The sequence below is a fragment of the Bartonella sp. HY328 genome (assembly GCF_025449335.1).
Lineage (GTDB): Bacteria > Pseudomonadota > Alphaproteobacteria > Rhizobiales > Rhizobiaceae > HY038.
Genome location: NZ_CP104883.1, coordinates 589,754 through 607,500 on the forward strand (window position 1 = coordinate 589,754; position 17,747 = coordinate 607,500).

15 protein-coding genes (1 of these 15 cut by a window edge) are annotated in these 17,747 nt (G+C 41.1%); 11 read left to right on the forward strand and 4 right to left on the reverse strand.

Going from position 1 to position 17,747, the window contains the following annotated elements; translation table 11 throughout:
- Positions 1 to 476 precede the first annotated feature (476 nt).
- The 7 genes from N5852_RS02435 (at position 477) to N5852_RS02465 (ending at position 8,129) form a co-directional block, all read left to right on the forward strand.
- A complete protein-coding gene (locus tag N5852_RS02435; protein WP_262098790.1) occupies positions 477 to 1,526 on the forward strand; it encodes a substrate-binding domain-containing protein in 1,050 nt (349 codons plus the stop codon).
- 64 nt (positions 1,527 to 1,590) lie between these two features.
- A complete protein-coding gene (gene pstC, locus N5852_RS02440) occupies positions 1,591 to 3,054 on the forward strand; it encodes a phosphate ABC transporter permease subunit PstC (RefSeq protein ID WP_262098791.1) in 1,464 nt (487 codons plus the stop codon).
- Entirely contained in the window at positions 3,051 to 4,355 is a 1,305-nt protein-coding gene (pstA, locus tag N5852_RS02445; protein ID WP_262098793.1) for a phosphate ABC transporter permease PstA, read from the forward strand. Before pstC ends, pstA begins: the two co-directional genes overlap by 4 nt.
- 133 nt (positions 4,356 to 4,488) lie before the next feature.
- Positions 4,489 to 5,247, forward strand: coding sequence for a phosphate ABC transporter ATP-binding protein PstB (gene pstB, locus N5852_RS02450; protein WP_262098795.1), 759 nt, complete (start codon positions 4,489 to 4,491; stop codon positions 5,245 to 5,247).
- A gap of 19 nt (positions 5,248 to 5,266) precedes the next feature.
- On the forward strand, positions 5,267 to 5,986 hold the full coding sequence (gene phoU / locus N5852_RS02455) for a phosphate signaling complex protein PhoU (protein ID WP_262098797.1): 720 nt from the start codon (positions 5,267 to 5,269) through the stop codon (positions 5,984 to 5,986).
- Positions 5,987 to 6,253: 267 nt separating this feature from the next.
- Positions 6,254 to 6,937 carry a phosphate regulon transcriptional regulator PhoB gene (gene phoB / locus N5852_RS02460; RefSeq protein WP_262098799.1) on the forward strand — a complete coding sequence of 228 codons (684 nt, stop codon included), beginning with the start codon at positions 6,254 to 6,256 and terminating at the stop codon, positions 6,935 to 6,937.
- 328 nt (positions 6,938 to 7,265) lie between these two features.
- Positions 7,266 to 8,129, forward strand: a complete 864-nt coding sequence (locus N5852_RS02465) for a cell wall hydrolase (protein WP_262098801.1) — start codon at positions 7,266 to 7,268, stop codon at positions 8,127 to 8,129.
- A gap of 157 nt (positions 8,130 to 8,286) precedes the next feature.
- On the opposite strand, the gene N5852_RS02470 is transcribed toward N5852_RS02465, so the two are convergent.
- Both N5852_RS02470 and mgtA read right to left on the reverse strand, forming a co-directional pair.
- A complete protein-coding gene (locus N5852_RS02470) occupies positions 8,287 to 8,679 on the reverse strand; it encodes a VOC family protein (protein WP_262098803.1) in 393 nt (130 codons plus the stop codon).
- Positions 8,680 to 8,810: 131 nt separating this feature from the next.
- Positions 8,811 to 11,546 carry a magnesium-translocating P-type ATPase gene (gene mgtA / locus N5852_RS02475; RefSeq protein ID WP_262098804.1) on the reverse strand — a complete coding sequence of 912 codons (2,736 nt, stop codon included), beginning with the start codon at positions 11,544 to 11,546 and terminating at the stop codon, positions 8,811 to 8,813.
- 717 nt (positions 11,547 to 12,263) lie between these two features.
- On the opposite strand from mgtA, the gene N5852_RS02480 reads away from it, so the two are divergent.
- From N5852_RS02480 to N5852_RS02495, 4 genes are all read left to right on the forward strand, one after another.
- Complete coding sequence (locus tag N5852_RS02480) at positions 12,264 to 12,524, forward strand: hypothetical protein (protein ID WP_262098806.1); 261 nt, start codon at positions 12,264 to 12,266, stop codon at positions 12,522 to 12,524.
- Complete coding sequence (locus N5852_RS02485; RefSeq protein ID WP_262098808.1) at positions 12,517 to 12,732, forward strand: hypothetical protein; 216 nt, start codon at positions 12,517 to 12,519, stop codon at positions 12,730 to 12,732. The genes N5852_RS02480 and N5852_RS02485 overlap by 8 nt, the downstream gene beginning before the upstream one ends.
- 291 nt (positions 12,733 to 13,023) lie before the next feature.
- On the forward strand, positions 13,024 to 14,091 hold the full coding sequence (locus N5852_RS02490; protein WP_262098809.1) for a sensor histidine kinase: 1,068 nt from the start codon (positions 13,024 to 13,026) through the stop codon (positions 14,089 to 14,091).
- Positions 14,088 to 14,708, forward strand: a complete 621-nt coding sequence (locus N5852_RS02495; RefSeq protein ID WP_410004223.1) for a response regulator transcription factor — start codon at positions 14,088 to 14,090, stop codon at positions 14,706 to 14,708. The genes N5852_RS02490 and N5852_RS02495 overlap by 4 nt, the downstream gene beginning before the upstream one ends.
- Before the next feature lie 51 nt (positions 14,709 to 14,759).
- Here N5852_RS02495 and N5852_RS02500 read toward each other — a convergent pair whose 3' ends face one another.
- Together N5852_RS02500 and N5852_RS02505 are read right to left on the reverse strand one after the other, a co-directional pair.
- A complete protein-coding gene (locus N5852_RS02500) occupies positions 14,760 to 16,331 on the reverse strand; it encodes a DHA2 family efflux MFS transporter permease subunit (protein ID WP_262098811.1) in 1,572 nt (523 codons plus the stop codon).
- A 236-nt stretch (positions 16,332 to 16,567) separates the two neighbouring features.
- Positions 16,568 to 17,747 carry the 3' portion of a DHA2 family efflux MFS transporter permease subunit gene (locus N5852_RS02505; protein ID WP_262098813.1) on the reverse strand. 389 nt of this gene lie beyond the right edge of the window, so only the last 1,180 of its 1,569 coding nucleotides appear in the window; the start codon falls outside the window, past its right edge — the gene reads right to left on this strand; the stop codon is at positions 16,568 to 16,570.

The following is a 17,747-nucleotide window of genomic DNA, read 5'->3' on the forward strand; positions in this document are numbered from 1 at the left end:
GCTTGTGAACTATTTTAGTTCTTTTGGATAAAATATGACATTTTCAATGGTGATATTATGCAAGGCGTAATATCACCATTTTTATTTTTAGATCTATTGCTAAGCGCGTTATTGCCCTTTCTATAGGAATAAATAAATTGGATTCTTACAATCGATTCAGTTGGTTGGATCTTTTGGCTTTTTTTTAAAAAATTAGGGGCGGTAAAAATTGGTTATCTATAAAGCACCATTTATCTTGTCATAATCAAATTACACATTTGAACTGTTCTCTTACGTCATGTAAATGCAACTTATTGTTTCCTATGGCTATTTTGATATTTTTATCTAAAATAATACGTAAATTTTCAGTAAAAGAAGTTGTCATAAAACTGTAATAAAGCTGTCATAGAACGGTAACAGCATCTTTTTAAATGGAATTACAGCCTGATTAAAATGACTGTCAGGACATTTTCAGTCCATATGCAAGGAGTTCATGGATGAACAGATTGTTATCAACTGCTGCCGCTTTGGCATTTGCCGTTACTTTTGCTGCTGGTGCAGCGCAAGCCCGCGACCAGGTTCAAGTGGCTGGTTCTTCAACTGTTTTGCCTTATGCGAAAATCGTTGCTGAAACATTTGGCGAAACATTCCCTAATTTCAAGACCCCTGTTGTAGAATCAGGCGGATCTGGTGCTGGCATTAAAGAATTTTGCCGGGGTGTAGGTGAAAATACCATTGATATTGCTAATGCATCACGCGCTATGAAATCTAGTGAATTGGAAGCTTGTATTGCAGCTGGCGTTGCTGATGTGCAGGAAGTACGCATTGGTTATGATGGTATTGTTTTCGCGACTGACATTGCTGGTCCAGATTGGAAATTAAAGCCAGTTGATTTTTATAAAGCTCTTGTAGCGCAAGTTGTTGTTGATGGTAAATTGGTTGATAATAAAGTCACCAAATGGAATGAAGTAAATAGCGAACTCCCAGCTTGGGATATTGCTGCTTATATTCCTGGGGAAAAGCACGGTACGCGTGAAGTTTTTGAAGAAAAGCTTATGATCGAAGGTTGTAAGGAAAGCGGCGCATTGGATGCAATGAAAGCTGCTGGTATTGATGAAAAGGCTGCAAAGTCAGCTTGTATCGCTGTGCGTAAAGATGGTAAAGCCGTTGATATTAACGGTGATTATTCAGAAACTCTAGCACGTATTTCTGCTAATAAAACTGGCGTTGGCGTATTTGGTCTTGCTTTTTATGAAAACAATGCTGATCGCTTGAAGGTTGCAACAATTGACGGTATTGTTCCTTCGGTTGAAACAATTGCAAGTGGCGAATATCCTGTATCACGCCCATTGTTCTTCTATGTTAAAAAAGCTCATTTGGGTGTTATCCCAGGTCTTAAGGAATATGTAGAATTCTTCCTTGATGATCAGATGATTGGCCCTGATGGTCCTTTAGCTGCTTATGGTCTTGTTGTTGCTCCTGAAAATGAGCGTGAAGCACAACGTAAAGCATTTGAAGATGGCACTGTAATGGCTGTAAAGAAGTAATTTAAGTGATGAATAGCCGGCGCGAAAAAGGCTTCGCGCCGGATTTTTTTGGGAAAGGCGAGAGATGACTATTTCTTGGGTCGTTATTGTTATTTTTGGCGTAGGCCTTTTAGGATTTATTCTTAGTCGTTCACGAGCCTTAGCTATAGAACGTAAAAATGAGAAATTACACTCTCGTCCAAATTATTATGCTTGGTGGACATTGTTCTTAGCGGTTATTCCCTCGTTAATTTTTTTAGCGATTTGGGACGTTAGCGTTAAAGGTGTTTTAGAGTATAATGTATCTTCAAAAATTTCTAAAACTATTGCTGAAGGTAGTAAACAAAATCATGGCCTTGATATGAGCGTTGTTAGAAAACTATATGGCCAATTACTTTCAGTAGGTGGTGATTTAAATAGTTATAAATCAATGTCATATGATGAAGTGCGCAGTGAGCTGTCTAAAAAAGATTTAACCGCACCTCCCGAGGGCAAAAATTATATGATTCCACTAGCTGTGGACTGGGCACAGAAAAAAATAAATCTTGAAATGCTGGGCGGTGTTTTTTCTGTAATAATTGCTTTTGCTGGCTTCTTGGTTGGACTTAGTGGTGTGAAAGCGCAACAGCGGGCGCGTAATAAAGTTGAGAATATGGTACAATGGGGCTTAATTGCAGCATCCACCATAGCTATCTTTACAACGATAGGCATTGTTTTTTCAATGTTGTTTCAGACCATTTCATTTTTTAAGTCTGTTACTTTAAGTAATTTTTTTCTAGGTACCGTCTGGGATCCGCGTTTTTCAGCTGCGGGATCTGATGCTGTTGGGCAGTTTGGTTTTGTTCCCCTACTCGCTGGCACTATGTATATCGCCTTGGTTGCTATGGTTTTTGCGGTTCCTATTGGTCTTTTTGCCGCTATTTATATGTCGGAATATGCATCATCAAAAGTGCGTAGTATTGTAAAGCCACTTTTGGAAATTCTTGCTGGTATTCCAACCATTGTTTACGGACTTTTAGCAGCTTTAACTATCGGACCATTTTTACGCGATATTTCGGCTGCAATTGCAGGTGGGCAAGGCTTCATTATGTCGCAAAGTGTGCTAACGGCTGGTCTTGTCATGGGCATTATGCTTATTCCTTTCGTGTCCTCATTATCTGATGATATTATCAATGCGGTACCACAAGCGATGCGTGATGGGTCGTATGGATTAGGGGCTACCCAATCTGAGACCATAAAAAGGGTGCTTCTGCCCGCCGCTTTACCTGGTATCGTTGGCGCATTACTTTTAACTGCGTCACGCGCTATTGGTGAAACAATGATTGTGGTATTGGCTGCAGGTTTGGCTACGAATATCACTTTTAATCCTTTTGAAACTATGACTACAATCACAGTTATGATTGTTAATCAGTTAACAGGTGATGGTGATTTCGATAATCCTCAAACACTGGTTGCCTTTGCTCTTGGCATTACACTATTTTTTATAACCCTAGTTATTAATATTTTTGCCCTTTACATTGTGCGCAAATATCGGGAGCAATATGAATGAGTGAGATCTCAATGAGTGCAGCCCCAAAACCACGTCGTGATATTGGCTTAAAAAAGCGGTATCGTGCAGAACGTCGCTTTAAGGCTTATGGCATATCGGCAATTGCTATTGGTATTATTTTTCTTGTAGTTTTGATCACCTCGATCTTGACAAATGGTTATACGGTTTTTGGGCAAACAACCATGTCCTTATCTGTTAAACTTGATAAGGCGATTATTGACCCAAAAGATCAACGATCAACAAATCCTAATGTTTTAATGACAGCAAATTATCCTTTATTAATTAGAAATGCCTTGGCGCAAAGGTTTGGTGTTTCCTTGGATGATCGGGCAAAATTGCGCCAGATTAATGCAATGTTCTCTGACGGTGTTCGTGGACAACTGCGGGAAATGGTGATTAAGGATCCAAGCATTATTGGTTCAACCCAAACAATTAATATATTAGCGTCAAGTGATATTGATCAAGCTTATAAAGGTCATATTGATCTTTCGGCCCCTGAGACCAACCGCAAGGTAAGTAATCAGCAGGTTGAATGGATGGGTGAGCTTGCCAAGGATGGCGCACTTTATAAGGCGTTTAATACAGGCTTTTTTGTGAATACTCCATCCGCTCGTCCTGAAATGGCGGGGCTTGGCGTTGCACTTTTAGGCACTTTATATATGATGATAATTGTAGTTGGTCTTTCCGTTCCAATTGGCGTTGCTGCTGCAATTTATTTGGAAGAATATGCTAAGAAAAACAAATTTACCGATCTTATTGAGGTAAATATCAATAATCTTGCGGCTGTGCCATCTATTGTTTTTGGTTTGCTTGGTCTTGCTATTTTTATTAACTTTTTTGGCATACCGCGTTCAACATCATTAGTTGGTGGTCTTGTTTTAACCTTGATGACTTTGCCAACAATTATTATCGCCACCCGTTCGGCATTGCGTGCTGTACCGCCATCTATTCGTACGGCTGCGCTTGGCGTTGGTGCTTCAAAAACGCAAATGGTTTTCCAGCATGTTTTACCCTTGGCCGTTCCCGGTGTTCTAACTGGTACAATTATCGGTATGGCCCGCGCGTTGGGGGAAACGGCGCCTCTTCTATTGATTGGTATGAAAGCATTTGTAGGTAATTATCCCACAACTCCCCTTGATCCTGCAACAGCATTACCTATGCAAATTTATATGTGGGTGGATGGCGCGGAAAGAGGTCTTCAAGAGCGCGCTTGGGGTGGTATTATTGTCTTATTAGTTTTCATGATTATTATGAATATAACCGCAGTTATTCTACGCCGGAAATATGAGAGGCGTTGGTAATAATTATTTTATGCGCAAAAACTATGTTTGAAGTATTAAAGTGAATTTTTGACGTTAATTTTAGCCAGTTCGGGATACACTAAAATTATATGGCAAATAGACTTTTAAAAGGAAATGGCTGATGGAGCCCAAAATGAATATCAAAATGCGTGGACAAGATGTGCGGGTTTTTTATGGCGATAAGGAAGCGTTACACGGCGTAAATCTTGATGTGCCTGAAAACATGGTCACGGCTTTGATTGGGCCATCAGGTTGCGGTAAATCAACATTTCTTCGTTGCCTTAATCGTATGAATGATACGATTGAAGGTGCGCGAGTAACGGGTCTTTTAACCCTTGATAATGAGGATATTTACGATCCAAGCATTGATGTTGTTGAACTACGTGCAAGGGTTGGTATGGTGTTCCAAAAACCAAACCCTTTTCCAAAATCCATTTATGAAAATGTGGCCTATGGCCCACGTATTCATGGTTTAGCGAAAAATGCAGCCGAGCTTGATGAAATCGTTGAAAAAAGTCTTATTAAAGCAGGGCTTTTTGGTGAAGTTAAAGATCGCTTAAAGGAAGCAGGAACAGGGCTATCTGGTGGTCAACAACAGCGCCTTTGCATAGCTCGCGCTATTGCCGTTAGCCCTGAAGTCATTTTGATGGATGAGCCATGCTCGGCGTTGGATCCGATTGCAACGGCGCGTATTGAAGAGCTCATTGACGATTTGCGCCAAAATTATACAATTGTTATTGTGACGCATTCCATGCAGCAGGCAGCACGTGTTTCGCAATTTACTGCAATGTTCCATTTGGGTGACTTGGTTGAGGTTGGTGAAACTGAGATGATGTTTACATCACCTAAGGAACAACGGACTCAAGATTATATTACGGGCCGTTTCGGCTGATTTATAAGGGATAAAGCTCATGCCTACGCATATTGTTCGCTCTTTCGATGAAGAATTGCAGTATTTAACCCAACGAATTGGCGAGATGGGTGGCTATGCGGAACGCATGGTGGAACGCTCGGTCGATGCTATTATTCGTGATGACTTAATGCTTGCTGATGAGGTTGTAGCAGAAGATCGTATTCTTGATGAAGCTGAACGCGAAATTGATGAACGTGCAGTAACAATCATTGCTAAACGCCAGCCAATGGCGATCGATTTGCGTGAAGTTGTTGGCGCTATCCGCATCGCAGCTGACTTAGAGCGCGTTGGTGACATGGCCAAGAATATTGGTAAGCGTGCTGCAGCCATTTCTGAAAATCGTCAGCCAACTTCGTTTTATCGTGGTCTCGAAAACTTTGCGTCTCTGGCTGTAAACCAGCTGAAAGAAGTCCTTGATGCCTACTCAATGCGCTCGCTTGAGCGCATTGATATTGTGCGCAAGAAAGACGAGGAACTGGATGCTATCTATACATCCTTGTTCCGTGAATTATTGACCTATATGATGGAAGATCCGCGCAATATCACGGCTTGTACGCATTTATTATTCTGTGCCAAGAATATTGAGCGCATTGGCGACCATGCAACTAATATTGCTGAAACCGTACATTATATTATTAGTGGTAATTATCCAAGTAGTGAGCGACATCGGGAAGATTTAACCCACACTTTGGTGACGGAAGAATTGGACCATAAATAAGACTTTGGTTTGAGGGAGGGGATCTCCCCCAATTAAGAATTAAGGGTGACAATTCAATATATCAGCTTGTTAAAAATATTTGCATGAATATTCACCCTTGATAGGCCGAAATGATTAGATTTTTTAGACGTGATAACCATGGGGTGATCACGAACAATGGTGCTATGGCATGTCACAGCATATTTGCCTGTGATAAATTATATTTGGCATAGGATTATTGGACGTTTGATTAACCACTCATGGTTTTTTGTGAGGGACGTAGAAAATATGGCACGAGTACCAGAAGTTGCAGTTGTTGAAGATGAGGATGCACTAACAATATTGTTGCGTTATAATCTTGAGGCTGAGGGCTATAAGGTGCGGGTCATTATGCGGGGTGATGATGCGGAGTTTGAGTTGGAGGAAAACCGACCTGACCTTGTTTTATTGGATTGGATGCTACCGGGCCTATCAGGCATAGAATTATGCCGCCGCTTGCGCCAGCGCGATTCCACTGCCCATTTACCGATTATCATGTTGACGGCGCGTGGTGAAGAAAATGAGCGTATACGCGGTTTATCTGTTGGTGCCGATGATTATGTCACCAAGCCTTTTTCAATTCCCGAATTGATGGCACGTGTTAAGGCACTCTTGCGCCGTGTTAATCCAAGTACTTTGGCCCATGTTTTATCGAATAATGACTTAACTCTTGATCGGCAACAACACCGTGTTTTCTACAAGGATGTTGAAGTAAAGCTTGGGCCGACTGAATTTCGCTTGCTTGAGTTTTTTATGATGGCTCCGGGCCGCGTTTTCACTCGTACCCAATTATTAGATGCGGTATGGGGCAATGATAATTTTGTTGATGACCGTACGGTTGATGTTCATATTCGCCGCTTGCGTAAAGCAATTAATATTGGTGAAAAAGATCTTATTCGCACAGTGCGTGGTACTGGCTATTCATTTGGATAATAGTTTAGGAAGCAGATTTGATGCGTTAAAACTGTAAAATTTGTTTTAGAATTCGATTAAATTTGTGGATGTTAACTCTTTCTTAAACATAAGAACATGTTTTAGTGTTGGTTTTGCAGCACAGTGCTGTCATTAACTTTTATTTAGGAACATAAGGCCAAAATTGCGTATAAAGCGATTATATTGCGCTGATTTGGTGGTTTTTGTGACAAAATTGCCAATTTGCCTTTTTTTCGCCATATATATTACGATTGTGTAATCCGGCGCTATGCCTTGGATAAATTAAAGAGTGAGAAGTCTATTGCGGTTTTCAATTAAAGCGAAATGGATGGCACTGGTTGGAGTATTGCTTGCTCCGCTTGTTGTTACAGGTTGTTCCAATAGTGGTAAGAGTATTGCAAGCCTTGGTGGTGAAAAGACCTATTCTTACCCATTAAGTGAGCGCACTTGCTTAGAGCGTGCAATGTTCTTTGAGGCGAACCGTTCTAGCCGCGAAGGTATGATTGCTGTTGGTACTGTGGTTATGAACCGCGTTAATTCAAGTCATTACCCTAAGACAATTTGTGGTGTGGTTGGCCAACCCAAGCAATTTGCACCAGGTGTATTAACCCGCCCCATGAATTCCAAGGCTATGCCTGATGTTCAAGCTGCTGCAGATGCAGTATTGCGCGGCGAACGTCACCCAAAATTGAAGAATGCTATGTTCTTTCATACTGCTGGTCTTAAATTCCCTTATCGCAACATGCATTACACTTTGGTTGCTGGTGGCAATGCGTTTTACGAAAAACGTGGCCGCGATGGCAATTTGCAGCTTGCAGTTAATGATCAACCTTATAATGTTGCCTTGGCCTTTGCTCAAGAAAAGAGTGGTGCGGCACCGAAATTTGACCGCGTTATCCGTCAGGAAGCTGAAACACGCAGTGAAGCAATTTCAGTTGCACAAAATATTGAAACAGCTAAGCCGGTTACTATGCAGCAAGTTGCTATGCGTGAAGCTGCACCAACCATTAATCAATTACAAACTCCTGCAGTCCATAATGATGCAGTTGCAGCAATGATTGAGCATGTTCCTGTGCCAGTACCATCACCGCGTGCCGAGCATGAGGAAACTGTGGCTCTTGGCTATGCAATTCCTGAAGCCCGTCATGCTGATGTCATCGGTGCGATGCTATTACGGCAGCAAAACCAATAGACTTAAAGCATAATCGTAATTTATTTTTAAAAGGGCGCTTTAAGCGCCCTTTTATGTTTTCTTTTGATTTTATATGAAATCATTAAAAACTCTAGAAAATGCCAACATGGTAATTTTGGGCATCATTATTTTTCGACTTGATAGCTATAATGGGTTTTTATAATGGTTGGTCTTCGCTTTGGCAGACCGATAGAACATAACCATTACAATCTTCAAAATCGGCAGATAAACCGCCTGGAACTGGCGAAACACCATTAATAATAGTAATGCCTGCCTGCTCCAAGCCATCGACAATCTTATTAATCCCACCATTGGGTAAGTTAAAAACCGTAACCGGAAAAGTCGAGCCTTCAACTTCACCTTCAAAGAAAACCAGCTCAACGCCGTCATTTTGATTAATAATTAAAAAGACTTCGTCTTCATCTGTAAAGCGGGTGACTTTTAGCCCCAAAATATCTTCATAAAATTTTTGTGTTTCATCAAGATCATTGGCTAAAAATATCAAATTGCAAACTTTACTATCTTTCAAAAATTGTGGTTTATGGCTCATGATTGATCCCCTCTAAAAATGCTTATTGTCATAATATATAAAAAGAGCGTTACATCTATATGTCAAATAAAAAATGCCCTGCATTGGTTAATGCAGGGCATTTCTTTTTAAAGGTTAGCGAAAGCTCGATTTTAGAACCATTGACCGAATTTGCGGATATAAAATACCTTCATACCTTGTGCAACACAGCAATAGGCAAACAATGTCGCAACAAGCCAAGGGAAGTAGCTCCATGGTAATGGAACAAGTCCGACATAATGACCAAGGGGTGAGAATGGAATATAAATACCAATAGCCATAATTACGCTGGTTGTTAATAGGACAGGCAAGGCAGCAGTGCTTTGAATGAATGGAATCTTACGAGTACGCAACATATGCACAACCAAAGTTTGTGATAGCAAGCCTTCAATAAACCAACCAGATTGGAATAGTGATTGCATTTCAGCAGAATTGGCCGCAAATACAAACCACATAAGCGCAAAGGTTGTAATATCGAAGATGGATGATGTTGGCCCAATATAAAGCATGAAACGACCAATATTGCGAGCGCTCCACTTACGGGGCTTGGCAAGATAATCCTTATCCATTTTATCCCAAGGCAAGGACAATTGTGAAATATCATAAAGCAAGTTTTGCAAGAGCAAGTGAATTGCAAGCATTGGCAAGAATGGAATAAAGGCACTAGCAACAAGAACCGAGAACACATTACCGAAATTGGAACTTGCGGTCATGTTAAGGTATTTCATAATATTACCAAAGGTTTCACGTCCCTTGATAACACCTTCTTCCAAGATCATTAGGCTTTTTTCAAGAAGAATAATATCAGCTGTTTCCTTGGCAATATCGGTGGCTGTATCAACCGAAATACCCACATCTGCATCGCGCAGGGCTGGTGCATCATTAATACCATCACCAAGGAAACCCACTGTATGGCCATTGGCTTGCAAGGCTTTTAGAACACGAGACTTTTGCAATGGTGTTAATTTGGCAAATACTGTGCGTTCTTCAACTTTTTCGCGCAATTCATGTTCGCCCATAGCCTCAATCTCGCGGCCTAATAAAGGCACGCCCGGCTCAAGACCAACTTCACGACAAACCTTGGTGGTCACAATCGCATTGTCACCAGTTAAAACTTTGACGGCAACACCATTTTCGCGCAAGGCAGCAATGGCAGGACGCGCAGTTTCTTTGGGAGGATCAAGGAAAGTCAAAAAGCCTTCAACGATCAAATCGCTTTCAATGCTGGTCTTATAAAGTTCAGCCTTTTCTTCTTCTTTCAAGCGCCGGGTCGCAACAATTAACACGCGGAAGCCATCACGATTATAAAGTTCGGCAATTTCAGTTAGTTTTTGACGAGCCATGGCATCCATGGGGCGGGCTTCTTCGCCATCGCGCCAATGAGATGAAATAGAAAGCATTTCTTCAACCGCGCCCTTAGTGACAAGGATATGTTCCTTTTTCATATTTTCAAGGACGATAGACAAACGCCGGCGCATGAAATCAAACGGAATTTCATCAACCTTACGATAGGCGCGCATAGCAGGATCATCTTGGAAAGATTGGCCTGAATGAACAACAGCCTGATCCATCAAATTACGCATACCACTTTGGTGAAATGAGTTAAGCCAACCAAGTTCCAATACGCGATTATCTTTGGCGCCAAAATTATTGATATGGTGTTCAAGAATAATTTTGTCTTGTGTCAATGTGCCCGTTTTATCGGTACATAAAACATCCATAGCACCAAAATTTTGAATGGCGTTCAAACGCTTAACCACGACTTTGCGCTTTGCCATGGATACCGCGCCCTTGGCAAGGTTAGCCGATACAATCAATGGTAACATTTCAGGAGTTAGACCAACGGCAACTGCAACAGAAAAGAGGAAAGCTTCAAGCCAATCGCCTTTTGAAAGACCGTTGATTAGAAATACAATTGGTACCATGACCAGCATGAAGCGAATAAGCAACCAACTTACAGAATTAACACCGCGATCAAAAGCTGTTTGCGCGCGAGTGCCTACAACAGATTTGGCTAGTGAACCAAAATAGGTTGATGGTCCGGTTGCGATAACCAATGCTTTAGCATTGCCGCTTACCACATTGGTCCCCATAAAGCACAAGTTTGGCAGATCAAGAATTTCAGTTTTTTCACTTGCTACTGCATCAGCATGTTTTTCACTAACCGCGCTTAATGTGTCATATTTTTCTACCGGTAAAGCTTCACCGGTAAGCACTGCTTGGGACACGAAAAGATCGCGTGAATCAATAAGACGCACATCGCCTGGAATCATATCTCCAGCTGAAAGGTAAACAATGTCACCGCTGACCAATTCTCGTATGGCAATTTCCATACGCTTTGGCTCAGATGAATTATCTGCGCGGCGTAAAACCGTTGCAGTTGTGCGCACCATCGCTTTTAATGCATCGGCTGCTTTACCAGAGCGATATTCTTGCCAAAAACGCAATATGCCGCTGATCAACACCATGGTAAGAACAATGATAACACCGGTAAGGTCGGTTTCTTCGCCAGCACGCAAAGGCAACCAATAATCGGTTACAAACTGGATTGCTGCCAGCATAAGCAGTACAAAGATGAATGGATTTTTAAAAGCAATTAAAAGCTGGATAAAGGCAGGTGGCCGCTTATCATGAGCGACTTCATTTGGGCCGTCATTGCTAAAGCGAGCTTGTGCATCTGCCGTTGTCAAGCCATCAAGGCTGGCATGGAGGTTATTTAAAGTGTTTTCAAGGCTATTTTGCGCTTCACGTGCTGCGTGGGCATTAAAGCCGCCACTTTTACCATTCATTTTGTGTTTGGATAAGGTGGATTTTTGGTCATTATTTGACAAATTATTTTTGCTTGTCATGGCAAACTCCTGTCGCGCGCAAAAGCCAGCGACGATAAGGAGTTACCTTAAAGCTGCTTTAGCTGCTTGGTGCGCGTTTTTGCATTCTTTACATTCTTTATATTTCTGCCGACTTCGTCCTATGTCGTCGGCGTCTATACTGTCGGGGTCATCCATATGACTATCTCCAGTGCAAAGCTGGTCGTTAAATATATTTGCCATTGGCAAATTTTAAAAAAACCAAGCCTTTAATCTGTGCCTAATTTCAACCAGTGGAAAATTACCAAGATTGATGAATTGGGCGGTCGATGTTTTTATTATTGTACCAACAAGACCGTGATGCTTAAAAAATGCAACATCACCATTATTGGAAAAAGAAAGGTTGTTGTTGGTTGTTAAGCAATTGATGTTGCCCTGCCTTAAAGGCCTCCATTATAAAGCCACATCCTTTGCACCCTAGAACTTTCATTCTGAGCTAATACACTCATGCCATAGACCGCAGGCATAAAACAATTATCCGCAATCATAAAAATGATATACTAAAGTATATGCTTTTTATGCCTATGCATGGTTGTGTTTATTGATCCAAACAGGCAATTTAGGGAAATCCAATTCTTATGGGAAAGATGAAAATAATGCCCGACGGCGACAGTAGTTATATATTAAAAATAAGCCCTAAAAGCTTTTAAAGGTCGCAGTAAATGTGCCTTTTTATGCTTTGGCTAGAAAGGCACTAAAATGACAATGAACACCAATCGCGGTTTTGCCCGCAATTTCTCCGCCAAAAATAATGGCCGTTTTTCAACCAATCCAGCTCAATTTATCGGCATTTATCTAAAAAGAAAATTTGCTGAAGTTGCATTGCAAAATGCAGCACCTCAACAACGCCAAACCGCTAATTTTAACATGGCTTGCAAATGGGTGCGTGATCCTGCAACAGGACATATGGAATGCTTTTGGCAAAAAACAACTTGCGACATGGAGACATGCTATGTTTGAAGCATTGACTTTTACTGGCTTTGCTCAGCAAGTATTGGCAGCTTTGGTTGTTTTTTTATTTGCTGGCGCAACAATCTTAAGAATTTATCTTATTTGCCCATTACATACCAGTTTAAAAGAATATTTTGCCGATAGCGCAGATGACGAGGGCAATACAGTCGATTACAGCCATTCTAATGTCCTTGAAAACGGTATCTGTGAGCGATGATTATCAAGCTATTGTCTTAAAAGTGATAGGGGAGTTGCTACATCTGCTCTCCGGTTGATGGCTTGTTTTATTATTCAATCCCTGCGAGGATTAACGAAAACACAAATAATAAGACAATAAAATACACCTTTTCCTATCACTTTTAAGGCATACCTTTTGTTTCAATATTTTTCATACTCCAATTTAAAAACCTTGTTTAACATCTGACCTTCGGGACAAGATTTTCCTCATCCCCAAATTAATACTATTTTCATTTAAAAAAATACGATAAAAAGGCGTAATGACATTGGCATGGATAGGAATACAAGGCTGAAAATCAAAAATCTGTTTACTAAAGCTGCACTTGCCCCACTCCTTGGTATTATTTTTATTCTTGATACAATTTCAAGGCTGGAGATTGCTGCGGCAGTTTTTTATATTGTGGTTATTTTGATCAGCGCGCGCTTTTTAAGCCAGCGGGGCATCTGGATATTAAGCTTTATCTGTATAGGATTAACCGGTTTATCTTTCTTTTTGACCCGAAGTGGTGCTCCAGAGGCAGGCCTTGTCAATTGCGTCATTGCTTTAATGGCGCTAATATTAACCAGCTATTTGGTAACACGGGCGCAAACGGCTGAAGATCTTGCATTAAAGGCAACGCAACAATTAAACCGCGTTGCCCGTATTAAAAGCCTTGGCGAACTCACGGCTTCTATTGCCCATGAAATTAATCAACCGCTGGCAGCCGCAGGATCAAGTGCAGATGCCTGCCGTAACTGGTTAAAAAAAGACCCAGTTGAGGTTGAGCGCGCCCTAAACGCATTGGAGCGAATTAATCGTGAAATTGGCCGCGCCTCTGATGTTATTACTCGTATTCGTTCGCTTGCTAAAAATGAAACGCCGCAAAAGCGTGCTTATGATTTAAACGATATTGTTGAAGAAGCTATTGCCCTTGCTGGCCATTTGATTGAGCGTCACCTGATTCACCTTGAATGGCAAAAAGACCCGCAGCCATTGATGATCAATGCCGATAAAGTGCAAATGTTACAGGTTATTACTAATATTATTTTGAATGCGATTGAAGCGGTACGCCAAAAGAAACCAGAAGAACGTAACATTATTGTAGTAACCAATTACTATCAACATCGCGCTCAATTAGCGGTTATTGATAGTGGTTGCGGACTTAGCGACCAACAAATAACTCAAATTTTCGATGCTTTTTGGACGACACGCGAGGGAGGCACCGGACTTGGATTGACCCTATGCCGTGCCATTGTCGAAGCGCATCGCGGCATTATTACCGTTGAACATAATCCGAAGGGCGGAGCAATTTTTAAAATTTCGCTGCCTGAAAACAAGATTAATCGGAGTGAACCATGATGGACACCAAAAAGCTGGTTTATGTCATTGATGACGATCTTGCAGTGCGTGAAGCGCTTGATGATTTATTAGCATCAGTCAATTTGGAAACAGCATCCTTTGCTGATGTGGAAACCTTTCTTGCCGTTGATCACCCCAATTGCGCGTCTTGCCTTGTGCTTGATGTGCGAATGCCAGGGCAAAGCGGTATGGATTTTCATGATAAGATGAAAAATTTCGGTCTTGATATTCCGGTTATTTTTATCACCGGCCATGGCGATATTGCGATGTCGGTTACAGCAATGAAACGTGGCGCTATTGATTTTTTAGAAAAACCTTTTCGCGATCAGGACCTATTGGAAGCTATCAATCGAGCTTTAACAGTTAGTGAAGAAAACTTGCGTCATAGGGATAGTTATGTCCAATTGCAGCGACGTTATAGCCTGCTAAATAGTGGCGAACGCGCTGTTATGGATTATGTCGTGCAAGGTTTTTTAAACAAGCAAATTGCAGCAGAACTCAATGTGAGTGAAATTACCGTTAAAGTGCGGCGCGGCAATGTTATGCAAAAAATGAAAGCAAAGTCTCTTGCTGATCTTATCCGTTATGGTCAAGCATTAAAATCAATAACGGCATAATCGTTTTTCTCAATTGTAAAATATTCTGATTTGTTTTTATAATTTTCTCTATCAGTGTCCCGTATTTTGACTTTTTCCAGCGGAAGGTTTTTTAACAAATAATACAAGAATAGTAAGAGTTCCAAAAAGCAGGGTAAGAATATAAAATGAATCACTAAAGGCCATGACTGCGGCTTGTTGATGCACAAGCTGATTAAGCTCTTGTATGGCGCCGACATGGGAGGGATTGGCAGGAGTGCCCAAGCGTTCAGCAAGTCCGTTTAAAAATTCCATTGCGCTCTTATTTCCCCAATTAAGGGTTTCAGCTATGCGTGAAAAGTGCAAATCGCTACGCCGCATAATAACAGTATTAATTGCTGCAAGACCGATTGCACCACCTAAATTGCGCATAAGGTTAAATAAAGCCGATGCATTTTTTATGCGACTTGGCGGCAAAGTACCAAGCGCGATATTGTTAATTGGTACCATGCATAGCATCATTGAGCTTCCGCGCAATATTTGCGGCCAAAATAATTCCCAAAAATCCCAGTCAGCTGTCATGCCTGTCACCATCCAAGTGCCAATACCAAAGCCAGCAAAGCCGATCGCCATCATGAGGCGCGGATCCATTTTTTCAGATAAAATACCGGCAAGCGGCGCTGCAAAAAACATCGCAAGACCGGAAACAAACATGGTTTCTCCAATCATCAACGCATCGTAACCACGGATCTGTCCTAAATAAAGTGGATATAAATAAGTGAGTCCGTAAAGCCCGATACCCATAATGAAAGAAAACAGTGAGCCCAAGGCAAAATTCACGTCGCTAAAAGCGCGTAAATCAACAATGGGTTCTTTACTGGTAAAAGCGCGCCAAAAGAACAAAACACCACTTATGACAACCAAAATGGTTAAGGAGCGCACAGTTGCGTCATCCATCCAGTCATTGCGTGGGCCTTCTTCCAAAACATATTCAGTGCCGCCTAGTAAAATTGCCATGAAAAGCAATCCCCACCAGTCAAATTTGGCAAAAAGAGAAGAATCACCCTTATCAAAATCGATAAAGCGCCAAGCGGCAGCGGCAACTAGAATCCCGGGAATAAAATTAATAAGAAAGAGCCAATGCCACGATAAGGCATGACTTAAATAGCCACCAATTGTTGGGCCGATGGTTGGTGCAAGGGTTGCCACCAGTCCGATGAGGGGTGAAACAATGCTGCGTTTTGATGGTGGAAAAATTGTAAAGGCCGCCGCAAAAACACTTGGAATCATGCCGCCGCCAAGAAATCCCTGAATAGCGCGGTAAACAATCATTTGCTCGATTGAGGTAGCGGTAGCACAAAGCAAACTAGCAAAAGTAAAGCCGATTGCTGATATTGTGAATAGTGTGCGGGTGGACATTAGGCGACCTAAGAAACCCGATAGGGGAATCATAATCACTTCGGCAATGAGGTAGGATGTTTGTACCCAAGAGATTTCATCACTGCTTGCTGATAAACCTGCTTGAATTTCGGCAAGGGAGGCTGAAACAATTTGGATGTCAAGAATTGCCATAAACATTCCAAACACCATGGCAATAAAGCCTAAGACATGGCGCGGATTTATTGTGTCGCTGTGGCTATTATTGGTAATCGCGTCGGCGCTCATAAAATTTCACTTTATTCCAGCAAAAATATTTCAAAAAATAGATATTATCTGGCCTATTTACGCTCGTTGAAATTGTTTATAGGTCATTTTTATCATTTTATGTATAAAATCTGATCTTTAATTTTAATTAGATATTGCTGATACTATCACATTAAAAAAGTCAACCTCATTTAACGTCTTTATATAGCCGCAGATCCTCGTCAACCAATAGCGTGATGGTAAAAATTTTGGGGTTTTTAATGCATGCCCGGTTGTTGGTTGGTAGAAGTTTCTTTATTCACACAAAAAACAAGTGCTGTTAGCAGGATAAATAATAAGGTTAGAATAAAAAACGCGTCAATAAAAGACATGACAGTTGCTTGTTGGCGTACAAGCTGTCTTAATTGCGAGAGAGCAGCAGTATCGGACGGATTGCCGATTGTTCCAAGACGTATTGCTAATTTATCGATAAATTGCATTGCTTGTTCATTGCCAGCGTTAACTGTTTCTGCAATGCGTTGGAAATGAAAGTCAGATCGTTTAATAATAATAGTATTAATAATGGCTAATCCCATTGCGCCGCCAAGATTACGCAATAAATTAAAAATACCGGAGGCATTTTTTAGCTTACTTGGTGGAAGTGATCCAAGGGCAATATTGTTAATTGGTACCATACAAAAAATCAGTGATGAACCACGCAATACTTGTGGCCAAAATATTTGCCAAAAATCCCAATCGGCGGTAAGCCCAGTTACAATCCATGTGCCAAGGGCAAAGCCACCAAAGCCTATCAGCATCATAAGACGCAAATCTATTTTTGTTGAAAGGTAACCAGCAAGAGGTGCGGCTAAGAACATTGTAAGACCGGATACAAACATGGTTTGCCCAATCATTAAAGTATCATGGCCACGAATTTCACTTAAATAAAGAGGATAGAGGTAGGTCAGCCCGTAAAGTCCTATCCCCATGACAAACGAAAATAATGAGCCTAATGCAAAATTGCGATTCTTAAAGGCATCAAAATCAATTATTCGGTTTTTACTGGTAAAGGTTCGCCAAAAGAAAAGAATTCCAGCAATGGTTGAAATAATAATAATTGTTTTGATTGTTGAACTCTCTAACCAGTCTTTACGCGGCCCTTCTTCCAAATAATATTCGGTACCACCCAAAAAGACAGCCATGAATATAAGTGCAAACCAATCAAATTTTTTAAGAAGCGAAGGGTCACCTTTGTCAAAATTAATAAAACGCCAAGCAACAATAATAACAATAATACCTGGGATAAGATTTACCAGAAATAGCCAATGCCATGAAAATGCGTGACAAATATAGCCGCCTACTGTTGGACCTATTGTTGGTGCAAAGGTTGCAACAAGTCCAATTAGTGGTGATACAATGCTGTTTTTGGAAAGAGGAAAAATAGTAAAAGCTGCAGCA